Annotated in this window: 11 protein-coding genes; 3 read left to right on the top strand and 8 right to left on the bottom strand. The window is 41.3% G+C overall.

Translation table 11 applies throughout. From position 1 onward, the window contains the following. Window positions 1-22 precede the first annotated feature (22 nt). The 3 genes from xyl3A to K6V21_RS06260 all read left to right on the top strand — a co-directional run bounded on the left by xyl3A (window position 23) and on the right by K6V21_RS06260 (window position 8,162). Window positions 23-2,611, top strand: coding sequence for a xylan 1,4-beta-xylosidase (xyl3A, locus tag K6V21_RS06270; protein ID WP_224321259.1), 2,589 nt, complete (start codon window positions 23-25; stop codon window positions 2,609-2,611). Between the two features lie 105 nt (window positions 2,612-2,716). Beyond that, the gene (locus tag K6V21_RS06265; protein ID WP_224321258.1) at window positions 2,717-4,048 is read left to right on the top strand and encodes a family 43 glycosylhydrolase; all 1,332 of its coding nucleotides are present in this window, start codon (window positions 2,717-2,719) and stop codon (window positions 4,046-4,048) included. 19 nt (window positions 4,049-4,067) lie between these two features. Then, on the top strand, window positions 4,068-8,162 hold the full coding sequence (locus tag K6V21_RS06260) for a two-component regulator propeller domain-containing protein (RefSeq protein WP_224321257.1): 4,095 nt from the start codon (window positions 4,068-4,070) through the stop codon (window positions 8,160-8,162). A 45-nt stretch (window positions 8,163-8,207) separates the two neighbouring features. Here the strand turns inward: K6V21_RS06260 and K6V21_RS06255 are convergent, their stop codons facing one another. From K6V21_RS06255 to K6V21_RS06220, 8 genes are all read right to left on the bottom strand, one after another. Further along, window positions 8,208-8,687 (bottom strand): hypothetical protein, encoded by a 480-nt coding sequence (locus tag K6V21_RS06255; RefSeq protein ID WP_224321256.1) that lies wholly within the window; start codon window positions 8,685-8,687, stop codon window positions 8,208-8,210. 243 nt (window positions 8,688-8,930) lie between these two features. Further along, a complete protein-coding gene (locus K6V21_RS06250) occupies window positions 8,931-9,665 on the bottom strand; it encodes a hypothetical protein (RefSeq protein ID WP_224321255.1) in 735 nt (244 codons plus the stop codon). Between the two features lie 10 nt (window positions 9,666-9,675). Continuing rightward, window positions 9,676-10,185, bottom strand: a complete 510-nt coding sequence (locus K6V21_RS06245; RefSeq protein WP_224321254.1) for a hypothetical protein — start codon at window positions 10,183-10,185, stop codon at window positions 9,676-9,678. A gap of 4 nt (window positions 10,186-10,189) precedes the next feature. Beyond that, window positions 10,190-16,363 carry an FG-GAP-like repeat-containing protein gene (locus tag K6V21_RS06240; RefSeq protein ID WP_224321253.1) on the bottom strand — a complete coding sequence of 2,058 codons (6,174 nt, stop codon included), beginning with the start codon at window positions 16,361-16,363 and terminating at the stop codon, window positions 10,190-10,192. 26 nt (window positions 16,364-16,389) lie between these two features. Then, on the bottom strand, window positions 16,390-16,872 hold the full coding sequence (locus K6V21_RS06235) for a T9SS type A sorting domain-containing protein (protein WP_217714918.1): 483 nt from the start codon (window positions 16,870-16,872) through the stop codon (window positions 16,390-16,392). 689 nt (window positions 16,873-17,561) lie between these two features. Next, window positions 17,562-18,212, bottom strand: a complete 651-nt coding sequence (locus K6V21_RS06230) for a hypothetical protein (protein WP_224321252.1) — start codon at window positions 18,210-18,212, stop codon at window positions 17,562-17,564. Between the two features lie 13 nt (window positions 18,213-18,225). Continuing rightward, window positions 18,226-18,873, bottom strand: a complete 648-nt coding sequence (locus tag K6V21_RS06225; RefSeq protein WP_224321251.1) for a DUF6563 family protein — start codon at window positions 18,871-18,873, stop codon at window positions 18,226-18,228. A gap of 14 nt (window positions 18,874-18,887) precedes the next feature. Further along, entirely contained in the window at window positions 18,888-19,082 is a 195-nt protein-coding gene (locus tag K6V21_RS06220; protein WP_224321250.1) for a hypothetical protein, read from the bottom strand. Window positions 19,083-19,149 lie beyond the last annotated feature (67 nt).

The raw sequence follows: 19,149 nt of genomic DNA, 5'->3' as shown, positions 1-19,149 counted from the left end.
ATACCATGAAAATAACATCATTATGAAAAAGGTATTAGTAACCTGTGGTTTGTTATTCTCCCTATCGGGGTGGGGACAAACATTGCCGTATCAGAATCCTGAACTAAGTCCGGCAGAAAGAGCGAAGGATTTAGTGAAACGCTTGACTTTAGAAGAGAAAGCTCTCTTGATGTGTGATGATTCGGAAGCCATTCCACGCCTGGGAATAAAGAAATTCAATTGGTGGAGTGAAGCCCTTCACGGGGTAGCCAATCAAGGAAATGTAACCGTCTTCCCCGAACCTGTAGGAATGGCCGCTTCATTCAATGACAAACTGGTATTCGAAATCTTCAATGCAGTCTCCGATGAAATGCGTGCCAAACACAACGAGCGCGTACGCAATGGATTGGAAGACGTCCGTTTCCACAGTCTCTCCGTCTGGACTCCCAATGTAAACATCTTCCGTGATCCCCGCTGGGGACGTGGTCAGGAAACCTACGGGGAAGATCCTTACCTGACTTCTCAAATGGGCATTGCAGTAGTAAAAGGATTGCAGGGACCTGAAAATGAGAAGTACCGCAAACTACTTGCATGCGCCAAGCATTACGCCGTACACAGTGGTCCGGAATGGAGCCGTCATACAGCCAATCTGAACAACGTCAGTCCCCGCGACCTGTGGGAAACCTACCTGCCTGCGTTCAAGGCATTGGTACAGAAAGCCGATGTACGCGAAGTGATGTGTGCCTACCAGCGTCTGGACGATGATCCTTGTTGTGGAAACACCCGTCTGCTTCAACAAATACTCCGTGATGAATGGGGATTCAAATATCTCGTAGTCTCCGATTGTGGAGCCATCGCCGACTTCTGGACTTCCCACAAAAGTTCCTCCGATGCCGTGCATGCAGCCGTTAAAGGAACCATGGCAGGTACAGATGTGGAATGTGGATACGGATATGCCTATCAGAAACTGCCGGAAGCCGTATCCAGAGGATTGATAACGGAAGAAGAAGTGGACAAACATGTGCTCCGCCTGATGGAAGGACGCTTTGAACTCGGAGAAATGGATGACCCGTCATTAGTGAACTGGACAAAAATACCGATGTCGGTAGTCAACTGTAAGGCTCACAAAGATTTGTCACTGAATATGTCACGCCAGACAATGACACTCTTACAGAACAAGAACAATGTATTGCCTTTAAGTAAATCCATCCGCAAGATTGCGGTTATCGGTCCTAATGCCGATGACAAACCTATGCTGTGGGGCAACTACAACGGAACTCCGAATCAGACCATTACCATCCTGGACGGCTTCAAAAGTAAGCTGAAAAAGAATCAGATCGTCTACATGAAAGGCTGTGATCTGGTGAATGACCAAACATTGGAGTCCTATCTTGACCAATGCAGCATAGATGGAAAACCCGGCATAAAAGCTACATTCTGGAACAATCCGAAACGCCAGGGAGAGCCTGTCTCTTCGCTCCGTACCACCCAGCCTATCAACGTGACTACATACGGATTACATACTTTCGGCCCGGGAGTGAACCTTGAAAAGTTCTCAGCCAAATACGAAACCGTATTAACTCCGAAGGAATCAGGCGAAATTCTCCTCAATCTCGAAGGTTGCAGTTACTTTGAATTATTGGTAAACGGCAAGTCAATGACTAAACGGCGCACCTGGAGAACCACCGATACCCGCACCATGCTACAAGTGGAGAAAGGGAAAGAATATAAGATAGAAATACTCTATGCACAAGTAGAAAACTGGGCTGCAAACCTGAAGTTCAACCTCGGCAAAGAATTCCCGATCAATTACAGTGAAAGCATTTCGAAACTTAAAGGCGTAGATGTAGTGGTCTTCGTAGGCGGCATTTCGCCACAACTGGAAGGGGAAGAGATGCCTGTGAATATTCCCGGCTTCAAAGGAGGCGACCGTACGGATATAGAATTACCTGCTGTACAGCGGAACTTCCTGAAAGCCCTGAAAGATGCCGGAAAACAAGTAGTATTTGTCAATTGTTCCGGATCGTCTATGGCATTACTGCCCGAAACGGAAAGTTGCGACGCCATTCTCCAGGCATGGTATGGAGGAGAACTGGGTGGATATGCTGTAGCCGACGTGCTGTTCGGTGATTATAACCCCTCCGGCAAGCTGCCCGTCACTTTCTACAAAAGTACGAAACAACTTCCCGACTATGAGGATTACTCCATGAAAGGACGTACATACCGGTATATGTCCGACCCTCTGTTCCCATTTGGATTCGGATTAAGTTACACGGATTTCGCCGTAGGTACAGCCAGTTGCAACAAAACCCAACTCCGTACAGATGAGTCGCTGACCTTGACTGTACCAGTCTCCAACACAGGCAAACGGTCCGGAACTGAAGTCGTACAGGTTTACATACGCAAAACAGATGATGCTGACGGACCATTAAAGTCCCTGAAAGCCTATGCACGTGTAGAACTCGCAGCAGGAGCCAAACAGGATGTCAAGATAGAGTTGCCATCCGAATCATTCGAATGTTTTGATCCTTCTACAAACACCATGCGTGTGGCACCGGGCGAGTACGAGTTATTCTATGGAACAAGTTCCGCAGCCCGGGACCTGCAATCCGTCAAAGTCACTTTACTATAAAAATATTTTTTTCATGCAAGCATGAAAGTTCTACATTCGATTTGCATTATCTTTGTGTCCGGATGAAGAAATAGAAAACCCGTGCACATAAAAAACAATTAACTTATGAAAAACAAAAGACTATTTTTATTATCCGCATTTCTGGTAATAATAGGTACATTAAAAGCTCAGAACCCCATTATTACGGATCTGTTCACTGCCGATCCTACCGCCAAAGTTTTTGAAGGCAAGATGTATGTCTATCCTTCACATGACATTCCAAGCCCCATCGAGCGTTTGAAAGAATGGTTCTGTATGGCAGATTACCATGTTTTCTCGTCAGACAATCTGGTAGACTGGACAGACCACGGAGTGATCCTAAGCCAGGAAAATGTACCTTGGGTAGCTCCTGACTCCTATTCCATGTGGGCCCCCGAATGTGTATACAAGAATGGGAAATATTATTTCTACTTCCCATCCACCCCTAAAGGTGAAGGCAAACGCGGTTTCAGCATCGGAGTTGCCATAGCCGACAAGCCTTACGGCCCTTTCACCCCGCAAGCCACTCCCATTGAAGGGGTCAACGGCATCGACCCTTGCGTGCTCATTGATAAAGACGGGCAAGCCTACATATACTGGTCAGGCCGCGGAATGTCAGTAGCAAAACTGAAAGACAATATGCTTGAACTTGCCTCAGAGCCCATGCAAATTCAAGGGTTACCCGAAGGCTTCAAAGAAGGACCTTTCGCCTTTGAACGCAACGGAAAATATTACTTTACATTCCCCTGGGTAAAGGAGAAAACGGAAGTTCTGGCTTATGCGATGGGAGACAACCCCATGGGACCCTTTGAGTTCAAGGGTATCATTATGGACGAATCACCAACCGGCTGCTGGACCAATCACCACTCATTGGTGGAATACAAAGACCAGTGGTATCTGTTCTATCACCACAACGATTACTCCCCCGAATTCGATAAAAACAGATCGGCACGGATTGACTCCTTATTCTTCAACCCGGACGGCACTATCCAAAAAGTAATCCCCACCCTGCGCGGAGTGGGCATAACAGACGCCCGGAAAGAAATTCAACTGGATCGCTACAGCCGGTTAAGCAATCAGGGAGCAGCCATCGATTACCTGAACCAAGCAAACAAATTCGAAGGCTGGAAAACTTTATTGAGCAAAAACGGTGCATGGGTGCAGTACAACCGGGTGAACTTCGGAGATAGTACCCCCCGGAAAGTGAAAGCAAGAGTAACCTCGGACAATGGAGGAACACTGCAAATACGTATAAACGGAACAAACGGTCCGGTTATCTCGGAAATAAAAGTTCCCAAAACCGATAAATGGACAAATATTGAATCCTCGGTTCGTTCCGCTCCGACCGGCATTCACGATTTATATGTGTCCCTGAAAGGAAACGGTAAAGTTGATATCGACTGGATCAGTTTTCAATAACTAAATCTCCATGCCGGATATGAAGTATACGAAGACAATAGCGCTAATCATAACCCTGCTCTGCTTCCTGCAAGGGCAGGGTTTAGCGCTTGCTCAGGATAATCCAAACCAATACAATTACCTTTATCTTACTATCCGGAACGGATTATGCGACAACTCTATCCGAGCCATACACAAAGATCACAACTCATTCATGTGGTTCGGAACCTCCAACGGGCTCGACCGTTACGATGGTTACGAACTGAAACACTACTCCACAGCTCCCAGGCAACCGTATCTGTTTATTGAGAGTAATTACATCAATGACATTGACGAAGACGACAACAATTATTTGTGGGTAGCTTCCGAAGCCGGCATCATGAGCATTGATCTCCTTCACGAAAATCTCAACTTCTATAAGGAATACTCCGGCAAGAACAATAATGTGCTTTACTCTCCCGTTCAGGCCCTGCTTGTCGATGATTTCAATAATCTCTGGGTAGGTAAAAGTGACGGACTCGCCTACATCATTCTGGACGAAGAAAGGCAGATAAAAGATATCCGGATATTGAAAAAAGACGTGGATATCAGAACCATTGTAAAACATGGAAGTGATATCTGGGCGGGAGGCGATAAGTGTTTATTGCATTTCACTCCTTCGGGTAAACAGGATTACAGCAATATACCCGTAGTTGCAAACTTAGATACTTCACAGTTAATCTTCAACCGCCTGTTTTCGTATGGTGACTATCTGTGGATCGGTACCCAAAGTGGCTTATACTGCTATAACACCCAGAATCAGTTCTGCATACTCTATCAGCATACCCCCAATGATCCTCACAGCATTTCCTCCAACTTCATCACAGATATTGATAAAAACTCATCAGGCGACATCATTATCGGAACCAGAAACGGAGTGAACATATACCAGCGGAATGACCAATTCGTTACTTTCAGCAGAGGTATACAAGCCCGGTCCCTGAATGATAATATCGTCAACCGGATATTTGTTGATAAGAATGATAATATCTGGGCAGGGACCGACTTCGGCGGAATTAATATCATGGCTCCGCAACGCATAACTTTCAATTATTCACTGCAAGGGTATGAGAAAGGAGTGCCCAACATCATCAGCACGGTGCTCGAAGACAAAGAAGGAAACATCCTGGCAGGAATTGTAGATGGCGGACTTGCCATTAAGAGGAAAGGTGCCGACTCCTTTTCGTTCTTCAAACACAATCCGGGAGATCCTCGCTCACTGGCTCACAACAACATCTCGGGTATCATTCAGGATCTGCATGGCAATTACTGGATATCAACAATAGGCGGAGGACTGGATAAACTGGATAAAAACAATCTGTCACATCCCGTATTCGAACATTACAACAGTTTGAACTCCTCCCTGACTTCCGATGACATCCATGACATAGCCCTGGACTCTGCCCGGAATGCATTGTGGATATGCAACGGCAACCATATCAATACACTCGATTTTTCTACGGGAGCCATCAACCGGCTAAAGTTCTACACACAGTCCAAAGAACCCGCTCATAACATGAATACAATCTTCATCGACTCACAGTCAAGATTATGGATTGGTGGAAACGGCGTGTACGTCATCGACCTGGAAGATTCCAGGAATACCTACGAATGTATATACTATCAGCACAAACTGGATGATCCCGAAAGCAAGATCAATGAAAAGATCACTTGTATATTCGAAACTAAAAAAGGGGAGATTTATCTGGGTAGCCTCGGAAATGGCATCTATCTGTTGGAAGACAACGGTAACAACGAAAAATATACCTTCAAAAACTATGCCGTGCGCTGCGGTCTTTCGGACACCAGCATCTCGAACATTCTGGACGATGAGAACGGGAACTTATGGATCAGCACCCTAAAAGGCATTTACTTCTTCGATATCAATACAAAACGGGCCTTCAAGTTCGATGAAGGAGACGGGTTGCTGGTACCCCAATTCTATAAAAGATCCGGCTGTAAGACCATCAATCACAATATGTTACTGGGAACTATCGATGGTTTCGTAACATTCAGCCCGCTGGTAAACCTGCCCAAGCAAAAGCAGCGGACGATAACCCTCACCAGCGTTGTCTGTAACGGCAACCAGCTGATACCTTATCTGAACAGCGACAATCTGCCTGTAAGTATCTCAACAACCAAGGAACTGCATTTATATCCACCACAGAATTCCTTTGAAATCACATTCAGCTGCCTGGACTATATCGAACAGGAAAAGGTATTCTACTTCCATCGCATTCATGAACTGGAGGAGCACTGGAACACAGGATTGGTAAAGAGAAACGCCAAGTACACCAACCTGCCGCCGGGAAAATATACGCTGGAAATACGATGCACCAACCATGACAACACCTGGTCTACCGAGGCCACCTGTCTCAGCATTATTGTACATCCCCCATTCTATAAAACAGGATGGTTCTACTCACTTATCGCTATATTGATAATGTCCATTCTGCTTTATATCATCTATTGGTATAATGCAAGGCAACAGCATATCCAGAAACTTCTGAAAGAAAAGATAGAGATCATGTCCGAACAGATGGAGGCTATCAACAAAGAGAAGCTATCCTATTTCACCAACCTCGCACACGAATTTAAAACACCCCTGACCCTGATACAAGGACCGGCAAGCCAGCTTATCAGGCAAACTACCGATCCCAAGGAAAAAGAAGACTTACAGATTATCAACCGGAATGCTCAATACCTGCTTTCACTGGTCAACCAACTGATTGACTTGCGCAAGATCGATACCCAAAACTTAACGCTCAATTACTCTCAATTCAACTTCAGCAAGTTCCTGAACACAACAATAACCGACTTTTCCAACCTGATGAAAGAACGAAACATCAGCTTTGAAAAGATATACCGCCTGAAGAGTGACCATATCTATTCTGATAAGGAAAACCTGCATAAGATACTGTTCAATCTATTATCCAACGCCATCAAGCATACTCCCGATAAAGGAAAAATCACATTGCATGCCAACCAATTCATCGACAAGTCGAACAAACTCATGCAGTTTATCTCCGTCACCAACAGTGGCAGCATAATAGCTCCTGACGAAATAGACAAAATATTCAACCGTTTCTACCGGATACCCGAACAGAACAAATATACAAACTACGGACAGAGCAGTACGGGCATCGGACTTCACATCGTAAAAGAGCTTATCAACCTATTAGGCGGAACGATTAAAGTCAAGAGTTCGGAAAAAGAAGGTGTATCTTTCAGATTATATTTCCCCATTACGCTGGCGGACGCAGCGGAGAATGAAATTCATGAGGAATATAAAGAGCCCGTACCCGTTGAAGACAAAATCGAGCCGTTCATTCCTATAGACAGGAGCAAGCCGACTTTGTTATTGGTAGAAGACAATCCCGATATGCGTCATTATATCAAGAATATGCTAAAAGAAAAATACAATATCGCTGAAGCAAACAACGGTGAGCAAGGCTATAAGACAGCCCAGAATATCGTGCCCGATTTCATTGTATCCGATCTAATGATGCCCGTATGCGATGGTTCCGATTTCTGCAAAAGACTGCGCGAGGACAAACTTTTAAGTCACATTCCTTTCCTGCTTCTCACGGCAAATTCAAGTGAGACTGCCCGGATAGAAAGCTATGAAAACGGAGTAGACGGATATATCACCAAGCCTTTCGAACAATCCGTATTATTAGCCCACATAGACTCCATCTTGAAGAACAGGGATTTGCGTCAGAAGAAATTCGTAGAACAAGACTTGAATCCTATTCTGCTGGAAGTGGGACAATCCGACCAGCAGTTCATGAACGAAGTTATGAATATTCTGGAAAAGAACTATACTGATCCTCAATTCGGTGTAAAGGATCTGACAGAAAGACTGAACATCAGTTATACAGTGATTTATAAGAAATTCGTATCACTCACCGGACTTCCGCCGGTACGTTTCATCCAATTATACAGGCTACAGATTGCCAAGAAAATATTAGAGAGTAGCACCAATAACGTCATTGTATCAGAAATAGCCTACCGGGTGGGATTTAATGATCCCAAGTACTTCACCCGTTGCTTTGTGAAACAATATAAGCAAACGCCCAGTTCATTCTTCAAGTAGCACGACCTTAGGATCAGATCTGCTTACACACATTGCGGAAGGTTTCTATTTTATAACTATCAGATCGCCTTCCGCAAACCCAACTGTTATATGTTTCACCTGAAAAAGACTTATTTCTTTCAGATCTTTCTTTAACTCTTTCAGAACTTCCACCAGGCCGTTCAGTACTTCCTCCCACGGAATTTCGCTGGAAAGTTGCAAAGCATCACAGTTCCTTTCTCTCGGATCGAAATCTTCTTCACAGGCCCAGTCATCATTTTCCGCGTCATATTGTTTAGAGCCTGTCAGTTCGAGTGTATAGCAGCTCTGCCCATTTTCTTCGACAGCTTCCCACAAGTTGAAGTTCAATGCAATGATGTCATTAGGCAGGGTTTCGTATTCAGCAATGAACAAAAGCCACTGTTTTACAATGGCTTTTACTTTCTGTTTATCAAATACCTCCATAGGGGTACAGCAGGTCCGAAAGTCCGGTTTACTTTCATCGTTCCCCAATATGGAGAATAGTCTTTTAAAGATATTACTCATTCTTAATCAATTCAAAAGTGTAGCTTCCTTACTCAATGACATCATTGATATGATATGACTACAAAGATAATGACAAATTATAAATAAATAGTATCTTTGTTACCATACTACATAAATAACCTTTTAGTTGAGGAAAATGTTTTGCATGCATAATTAAACATTAAATGATTCCCTCAATAATTTCCAAGCACTACACTTTTTTCATCTTTTCAAAGCAACCCGGACATATCCAGATAGGAGACGTTATCTCTTTTTCTTCCAGATATAAATATGTGCCCCTACCGTTGCATATAGGCGGGTGACATCCATTTTACCGGTGTACGTCTCATCAATTGCTGCCTGCAGCCCAGTATTGTCCACTTTTAGTTTCCCTATTTCGCCTCCTATTAAACCGAGATCTACGCTCATACCTACTACCGAACTCAAACGATATTCAAGACCCACTGTGAAATTTCCACCTAAAGCATTGGCTGTACCACTGAGTTCCCCCAATCCGCTTCCTTTCACTGTCTCTTTATAGCGTAACCACCCCCAACCGATTGCGCCATAGATGGTTAGTTTCTCTCCTAAAATCCATCGACCGGTAAATTGAGGGGCAATATACAATAACCGCCCTATATCATCCATAGCCATAGCACGTACACCATCATAGAAAGCAACTGATTGCTTGGAACGAAATTGCTGTACAAGTACTCCCCATCCCCAACGATTGTAGTAACGAGACATTCCCACTCTCCAGTCAAGTCCCGTAACGTAATTAGAAGCAGCCAGTCCCTCAACCTTTTCTACCGATGGAATATATCCTATGCCTGCACCTGCAAAAACGTAACCGATAGGTTGTTTATTCCAGTCCGTGCCCTTACGTGGCTGTGAGTTTACTTCCTTTTTGGATTGTGTCAGACTTTTGTTTATCTCCTGAGCATGAAGAGAGAATACTCCCAAGATGCTGATTGCTAATAGAATGACTTGTTTTTTCATATTTTATGTATTAATTTAATGCTTCATTCGTTATGGATACTTTTTCATTATAAGGAGGCCACATTTTTATATTACGCATAGCGGGAGTGGGAGGATAATAGATATCATGTTTTAAAAGTTTCATATCTTTTAGCGTCAAATCATATCGTTGTAAGATATTATAGCTACGACTTATTTCCTCCCAAGAATATTTAGCAAGTGTATCAGTATCAAAAATAAAGATGCGTATCGTATCATTAGCCATTCTAAAGATCTCTTCTGTACTAATTGAGCCAGGTACTATAAACAAATTTGCTGATTTTTTTTCCACGGTTGTAAATCCATAATTATATTGAGATGTAGCATCATAGTCTTGATAAGCAGGTACTAAAGTATCATGGATACCCAGATACCACATGTTTAAACACACATCTATTTCTCTATCCGATTGATTATACACCTCGAAGCCAAATTCATGTGTATTTGGGTCGCAGGAAGAACATCCTAATAATATTATTAGTAATTTATTTATCAATTTCATATTTCTAATATTTAAAGTTATAATTTATAGCTTGCGGATAAAAAGTCGGATTTTTGGGTTCGTCCCACATTATTCCATAATGTTTCTCAAAGTATTTCTTCGCCCTTTTACTTGCATCCATTTCGTAATCTTCTAAGTCATGGGAAGGATAAGTTTTATTGCCAATTGTTACATAACTTTTATCTTGTACACTAATAATACTAGGTATTCCGACTTTTACCAAATAGCTCCACCCATAGCTTTTACTCTGCAAATAATGACCATATTCATGCATATAAAGTTGATCTTTTGTAGGATCAAAGTTTCCATCATTGTCAACAGGCATTTTACCATCACCCCAATAATCACTTTTCCCATCATTTATATTAATAAAGCTACCTAATGTAACACCATTGTTTTTTGTTGGTGAACATTCATTTATTACATAAGTTGCCCCATCAAAATACTCTACTCTATCTACATTTCCTATAGCATTTCTATATTGAGACCATACTACACCAGCTACTGTTTGAGGAAGTTCCCAAGTAAAGCGCGACCAAACATCAAGAATTTTAAAGTCTTTCAAACCCTGAAATAATCCAAAATTAATTTTAAGTTCATTTTTCGCTCCCTTAATCCCCTCTTTCCAAGCTGAAGAAATCCTTTCCAAGATATTCCCCTTCTTAAATAATCCTCTGAAAAAGCCTGTTACAAACCCTAAGAAGAACTCTCCATCTTCATCAATATACCTTAATGGATTATTCAAGCAATAAGAATACCTATTATAATTCTGGCTCAAATATGGATCTTGCAACTGCGGATCAGGAGACAGGAATCTGCCTATAACCGGATCATAAAGCCTTGCGTTCATATTAATCAAACCAAAAGCAGTCAGATGCTCATGCCCAGTATAACCTCTGCCCAAGAATAACGTAGGTTCTGTGCCAACCGCATATAAAGCTTGGTTAGCAGGATTCCTCAACCTCCCCCATGCATCATAACTTAACTCCTGCTTCAGCCCACCCGAAGAATTAACGATATGAGTTATACTGCCCAGATAATCCTTGCATAGATAGTAAACAGCCCAAGCCCCTGAACCTTCTTTCACATACACTGCTGCCGCTGAATATGCGTCGCCGCCAAGGTACAGAATTTCTTTTGAACCCGCAACTCCTGTCTCGAATTCATATTGGTTTCCCCAATAATATTTATTGAGTTGGACTTGATTGTTCTTCTTCAGATTCATTTTGACCCTATTACCTTCCCCATTATATGTAAATGTTGCTACATAACCATTTTCAGTAATAGTCTCCGGTCTTCTTAAAGCATTATAGGTAATCTGTTGTTCCCGAAGTGGAACTTCCGTACCATAAGGAGTAATCGAAGCTATTGCATAAGGTTTCTCATCATTATACACAAAAGCTCCTACATTAGATATATTGGTTATATTTCCATTGTTACTATAAGCAGCCGTTTTTCCGGCAAAGCTTGTTAATCTGTTCAGATTATCATAACCAAAGCTCTCCTGAATGTTCCTCACATTGTCTTTTCTCCAATTCAGATTGCCCGTCTTAGCATTAAAATTATATCCGGAATTCTGAATAACAGTAGAACCGTTTTTAACTACCCTACCCGTTGGAATCCCGTTTGCATCATAAGAATATGTACGGGTCAGAATACCTGTGCTTATACCGGTCGTTAATCCTAATGAGTTTTCAGCAGTTAACTTCCAGATGGATGTCGAGTTATTAAGTTTCACTTCCGAAAGATTACCATAGGAATATGTATAGTTTTCAGTCACAATACTGCCAACATTAGAAGCATACGCCAAGCCTGATATACGCCCACTGGTGTAAGTAAATGTTTTTTCGAGCCATTTTCCATCCACATTCGTTTCTTTCATAGTCCTCAGCCTCATCAAAGCATCATAAGTATAGGTTTTAGACGTCCCGTTTGAACTTACCTCAGATTCTATGAGATTGTCAGTATTATAGCTGTAGTTTATTGTCTGTCCGGCAACCTCCTTTTTTGTCAAACGATGAAAATTATCATAAGTTTTCTTCGTAGTATTTCCATTGGCATCAGTTTCCAGAACTCCATTCCCCATAGCGTCATAACCGTATTCGATTAGTCCGAAACTTGGGTCATTCATCGTAATTCGTCTGCCAAAATCATCATACCCGAATGTAGTTGTAATCTGTCCCGGAGCAATTACGCTATTCATCTGACCGTCTGGTCTATAATTATAAGCAGTGGTACCTGCGGGGTCGGTAACTGATATTATATTTCCGGAAGCATCCTGTTTTTCTGTTTTTGAAACACCATCTACCACCGAAGTCACGTTTGTATTAGAGTATGAAAAAGTGTCCTCCTTACCGGATGCATATTTTAATGATATGATCCTATCATTAGAATCATAAGTATATGTATTCCATTGCGCAGGAGTGGCTCCCTTGAACGGCACGGAAACTTTAGCCAACCTCCCTCTCTCGTCATACACATTATCGGTATAAATATAATTCCCGTCAAAGCGTTGTTTTCCACTTCTTACTTCCCTCCCTAAAGCATCATAATAAGTCCGGGAAGTCGGAGCGCCTGTAGCAGAAACGGTAGTAAGCCTTAAAGCTGAAGCCGGAGCCGTAGCCCAAGAATATGAAGTAGTTTCTACAGAACCATCCGGAGAGACAGTTTTTACTTTTCTACCCCAATCATCATATTCGAACGTGGTTTCCTGTTCTTTATGATTTTTTACAGAGTAAAGTAATCCCTTCGGATTGTACGCATACGTACTCACAAGATTCAAAGGAGTCGTTTTCTTTATGACCCTCCCATAAGAATCGTATTCATACAGAGTTTTTAAGGTAGTAGCAGCTCCATACTCTGTCAGAAGTTCCTGAGTAACCAGCCCATCTTTATATGAACGATTGACTTGAGAGGCTGATTTCCCGTTTACATAGTTCACAGTAACAATCGGAAGCTGATTATTATCAAATACAGGTATGTAATTTCTGCCGACCCATGTTAAACCATCTTTTGTTTTAGTGGTTACCTGATCATATAACAGCCCTATTCTATAAGTCGTGCTATTGTCTATGTTATGATAAGACTTATCAGTTGTTATCGTGAGACCATCGCTGTAAACAGATGTTTCTTTCGTTACATTACTATAAACATCATAGACGCAACTGGAATTTACTGTCACGTTTTTCAACTTATCTTTTTCTACCTTGCTGCTCGAAATCATCCTGACTACCTTATTTGATAAGGTAACCATATGAAAGTTATAAGACGATTCCGCCGTTGGAGTGACCACTTGAGTAATGAACCCGAACTTCATGGGATCAAAAGTCTGTTCAGTCTGAATTCCCCTGTTATTGTCATATATCCTAATTTTCCTGAACCCACAGAAGCCTAAGCCTTGACGATGCGCAACAGCATCATTATAATAATACGATACAGAAGATATATATTTACCATTATAAATAGAGTATGCATTACTCACCATATTAACGTCTATATACAGCTTATTATATGGGAAACCCACACTATAGTCAGATGTCGTCCAATACATACTGCCATTAGTAAGATTTTCATAATCAAATTTCTCAATCACTCCATAACTGTTAATCATGCCGGTCAGCATTCTTCCCCGGACATCATTACGTGTAAAGGAAATTGGAGTGACAGTGGCATCTTTAATACTTAGCAATTGGCTGGTCCTACAGCTATATCCGTCTCCTATAGTTCCTGTTATAAAATGAGATTCAGAATCTACAGTCACCTTTGCAGATTCGGCCATAGTATTCAGTTTACCGTTCTGGTTCAGATGTACACTGATTTGAGTTCCGGATTTTACAGCTAAATCGGGAAGTTTATCACCATTCAGATCATGAAACAGAAACTGATAATTGGTATCGGAATTAGATAAAAACTCAAATGTGCTGCTTACAAATCCACTGCCGGTTGCCAACAAAGCAGTCCAGGTTTTATATGTACTATTATAATGAGTTACCGGATAAGAAATGGGTCTAATACACGGAGTGGTCAGTTCAAGAGGCTTATTGATATCAACCTTGCCACTATTATCAGGAAGAAAAGGATCCCTTATTATCGGATCATCAATAATCTCACCTCTACAGCCACTACATTCACCACAAGGACGTTTTTTCATTTCAATCCAGTAATCATTCCTTTTAGGACCTAAAAGAAAATCCGTGAGTCCGTCACCATTAATATCCTCAACCAGTAATTCTCTTTTTGAACTACTTGATATATCCGTGTTCCTGATGCCGCTTGTATATGCAATCTGCACAAAAGTACCTCCCTGATAGGAGTAAATATAAGTTCCACTTCCATTTATGAGGCAAATATCCGTTCTCCCGTCCCCGTTATAGTCGACAGCAAAAAGCGCATCTTTAAAATAATCAAATAAGAATGGAGTTTGATCATATATCTTAGACCTTAATTCCAGATTAAACATAGTGGTTCTTGACCATGTCCTGGTTTCTCCTTTCGGTAGCTTATTGCCCGAAACGGCAACGAGTTCCATCTTTCCGTCCCCATTGAAATCTCCGGTAATGAATAATCTGGGGACAGCACTTTGTCTGCTGCCTTCTGCAAAAGTTCCTTCTAATAGGAAGGATGCATTCCGGGCTGTCATATTCTTATCATAAGTAGTAATATCTACTTTGGCACTGTTCTGATCATGCAACCAATAATTAATTCTAACCAGTTCATCATTTCCATCACCATCTATATCAACAGGATATAATTTCTGGAATCCATTACCTGCCTGAATCTTTACTGGTGAGCAGAAATAGTCGCCAAGATTCTTATAAACCAACAGATTCTGCGCAGGATCATATCTACTTCCATATAAGTAATTCCCTTTGCTATCACGAGCGGTGATGCCATAAGATTCAAAATTAGGATAGGCGACAAGCCCCTCACTCCGGGCAAGAGAATTAAACTTACCCTTATGCAGGATAAGATCGGGAGCCTTACTGTTAGCAAAATAAGTTTCAAGAAAAGCCGTACTTGTCTGGAAACGACTTTCATCAGACTCACCTCCATAATAGAACATCAGCGGATTAACTTCTTTGCCATTCGATTTAAGACTGATTTTAGACAAGAAACTATATATACTTGTGTCATAACTCAGCGTATAAGTACTAAGAAGCATTGATGATTGATAATATGTATCTATCTTCGACAATAATTTACTATCCTTCATCAGCCGCCCTGCTATATAGGAAGATTGAACATCGCTTCTTGCCTGATAGGTAAACTTTATAGCACCATATTGAGTAGAATTACTGCCATATTTGATCTCGGTGACATAATAGACGTTATTATCCAACAGATAAGTAAAATCAATATACCCTCCGAATGCATCTACACTTTTAGTAATCGGGTAAGTAATTTGTGCCGATGTATTGGTGGGATATCCAAGAGTTACTTTCTTTCCATCCGGATACCAAACATCAAAATAGTATTTTCCTGATGGTGCATAAAATGTAACTTTCACATTGCCGTGCTCTGTCTGATAATTGATTTGAGAAGTTGTTTCTGATATCTTAATAAGCCTACTGCCATCTAATGAATAGGCAGAATTCTTATCTAAACTAGCCGGTTTTGCATTACTTCCATCATAATAATAATTTGAATTACAAATAGATATATAGGATAATCCTCCTATACACCACCCGTATCCGGCAATACTATTCCCCATCAGACTATTATAAGATAAGGCAAGAGCGGGTTGGTGTCCGTTTTTCCCTCCATATATTTCAATAGGTACACTGTATGTGAGTGAGCCATTTTCTATTCTCGATTGAATAGGAATTTCACCTACTGCTTTTGCCCGGTCTATTTCTACCGTGCTTGGCAATTCGGGCAGGGATGGAGGCGCTGGCAAAAGAGGATCTAACGGTTCTAATGGATCTAACGGATCTAATGGTTTCAACGGGGGTTTCAAGAGAGGGGCGTCTAACGGAAGAACTTTATTTCGGACATCACCATCTTCCGACGACAACTCATTGACTTCTGTCACTACTTGATACAACCCGTCCGCATCGGCCTCTTCCATAAATTTATCTTTTGATAAATCTATAACAAGAGAGTCCCGATCTACTGAAATCTGGGTATATCCTGACAAGGAGTATAGCAGTACTAAAATAAAAAATATATTTCTTTTCATAACAGAGTATTAGCTTTAGGTCATTTCTATTCTTTAACTATTTTCCAACTGCTGGTATTGCCATTATAGACTATCTGCATGATATACATCCCCGGAGTTCGATCAGATATATCTACCATATTGGATTGAGATATACTGCCCCATTGTTGCAGCAATGTCCCGGTAAGATCATAGAGAGATATCCGGGCATTCTCAAACTTCTCAACTCCTGAAATATCAATTTTGAGTATACCACGGGTAGGATTGGGATAAATTGTCACTTTAGTTTCCGAAAGTTTTTCTTCATATGTGGAAGGCTCTCCTTCATCATCGCTCAAGGCTCCCCTTGTCTGAATCACAATCTCCTTTTGGCGAGTCAACCGATTACCGGCACTGTCATAGGTATATTTGATTTTGTTTTGGGCGTATGCATCAGCAGCAGCCCACATAGATAAAACCGCGAATAGCAGAAATATGGCAACTATCCGTTTAGATGTTTGAATTCTTAAAAGTAAAAATGTTGTTTTCATGTGATATAAGATTTTATTGACGCTTCAAATAACCACAACTTTCACATAAAAACAAAATATTATATGGTAACAGTGGTAACAAACCTACTTCAGCAAGAAAAGTTGTTTTGCATCTTACAGTTCTTTCAGCCTCCGTCAACTGCCCTATTCATCGGCTTTCCGGCTGAAAGGATCTCCTGAAAGGAAAGATTCTTTGCTTTCAGCTTTCAGCCAATACTTCTTTAGTGAAACAAAGGTTTAGTTGACAAGGAGAATAGTCACCTTGCATAAAAATGCGCAGAAAAAGAAGCTATGTTTTAATGGTTATCATTGCTTCTTTTACCACAAAACAAGCAATGATATTTACTGAGAAATACTATCTAATAAAATTCAATGACGCATCTATATATCCAACGTCTCCCATCTATACATCCAACACCTTCCATCTATACATCCAACACCTTCCATCTATATATCCAATACAGTGAAATACGTGAATTTTCCAATACTAAAGTTTCTAATGAAATAGCATTTATTAAGCATGAAGAATCTCATGATTACAATATCGGCTGAAAGCTGAAAGCAAAGAATCTTTCCTTCAGGAGATACTTTCAGCCGGAAAGCCGATGAATAGGGCAGTTGACGGAGGCTGAAAGAACTGTAAGATATGATTGGTTAAAAAGACATAACCACCGATTATAGAAAACGATTTAAAAGTAACATCTCAGTCCGCCTTGAATTCCCAAACGATTTACTCCATGACGGTCATTAATCACAATCATACCTGAGTAAATGCCATCAGGACGGGAGATAGATGCCCGCCACCATCGCGCACCCAGCCCCAGTCCTATTACTTTATTCAACATATATTCCACTCCCCAATTGAGCTCTGCCGCCACCCCCGAGAACCGGTCATTGCCCGCACCGTTCCAGGTATATCCGATACTCGCAGTTCCCCTGACCATCCACCTCTCACCCAGCTTCTGGCAATAGACAAAGACAGGAGCCACATAACCCAACGTCACAAGTTCCTCCGGGAAATCAGTAGTAATAGCCTCACATTCCACTCCAAATCCATATCCGCCGTCACCGACCCAGTTATACGCTACTTTATACTCTCCCCCTCCTTTCCACTTGTAAGATCCCGAGCGCATCACCACCTCACTCGTTATCCATCCATAGCCGAAATTCACAATAAACGTGTTTCTCGGTACTCTTATCCTCTTCTCCTGCTCTTTTTGTGCTTCCTGCATCCCAACCGCATCTTCCATCATGAGAACTACACTCTTTTCTTGCCCCCAAACACTGACATTCAGGCAGCATAAGCCAAACATCAATAACACATACTTCATGACTTTCATTTTATAGATTTTTCTAATATCTCATTAATAATCCCGCTTTGATAAGATACTCTATAACTATAATTGCCGACTCTTTCTTTTCTTCGGGCAAAGCGTTATATTCCTGCGAATACTCAGGATAATTCAGCAAAATAGTTCTCATATTGTTTTTAGTGATGAGTTTCACTTTCTTGCTATCAGACTCTATCAAATAACAAACTTTGTTTTTCAGTTGCTTAGACGCTACGATAGCCCCTCCTATGGCACCGAAGAGCATACCCCCCGCAACAGCCTCACTTATCTGCTTTTTGCCAATCTTAGTACCGATAAAACAAATCTTGTTTGTACCAAAGCGGAAACCGGGTGCATACCAACTGCCAAACCTGCATCCCTCATATCTTAATTGCCGACAGTTTACATACAAGGTATCCTGATGTATGATATACTTTACCTCTTTCTTCAATAGCTTATCTGTCTTTTTATCACCCGTCTTCGGTTTAAAATCGGCGCCTCCATTCCAGAATCTCTTGCTCTGGGACCTGGATTTAATAGCAAGATTCTCCAGACCGACAAATTTACCGTCCATGTAATCGGAGAACGACAAGGCATATTTGCTTTGCGCAAAAGCGATGACTGCAAACAGCGGCAGTAACATAGCCAAGGACAATCTTTTCCGTAACATAATATTATTTTTATTTAGTTGTTCTTTGTTTCACAAGCTCTTTGCAAGCTAAAACAGATACCGAAACGGTATCCGAAGTCAGCTTTATAATTTTTATCCTTTGTGATGCCATTAAAACCGGCACCACCTTGTACACTGACTTTTACTTGTGAATAACAGAAAGAGGTTGTTAGACCCAAAAGTAGAACTAATAAAACGTGCTTTTTCATATTCATGTTAGAATTATTGGATTATTTGAAATATAATTAAGGAAACAGAGAGGAAATATACCATAAA

The sequence above is a fragment of the Bacteroides cellulosilyticus genome (assembly GCF_020091405.1).
Lineage (GTDB): Bacteria > Bacteroidota > Bacteroidia > Bacteroidales > Bacteroidaceae > Bacteroides.
The sequence above is the reverse complement of the archived record's forward strand: the minus strand, read 5'-3'. Positions and strand labels throughout refer to the sequence as shown.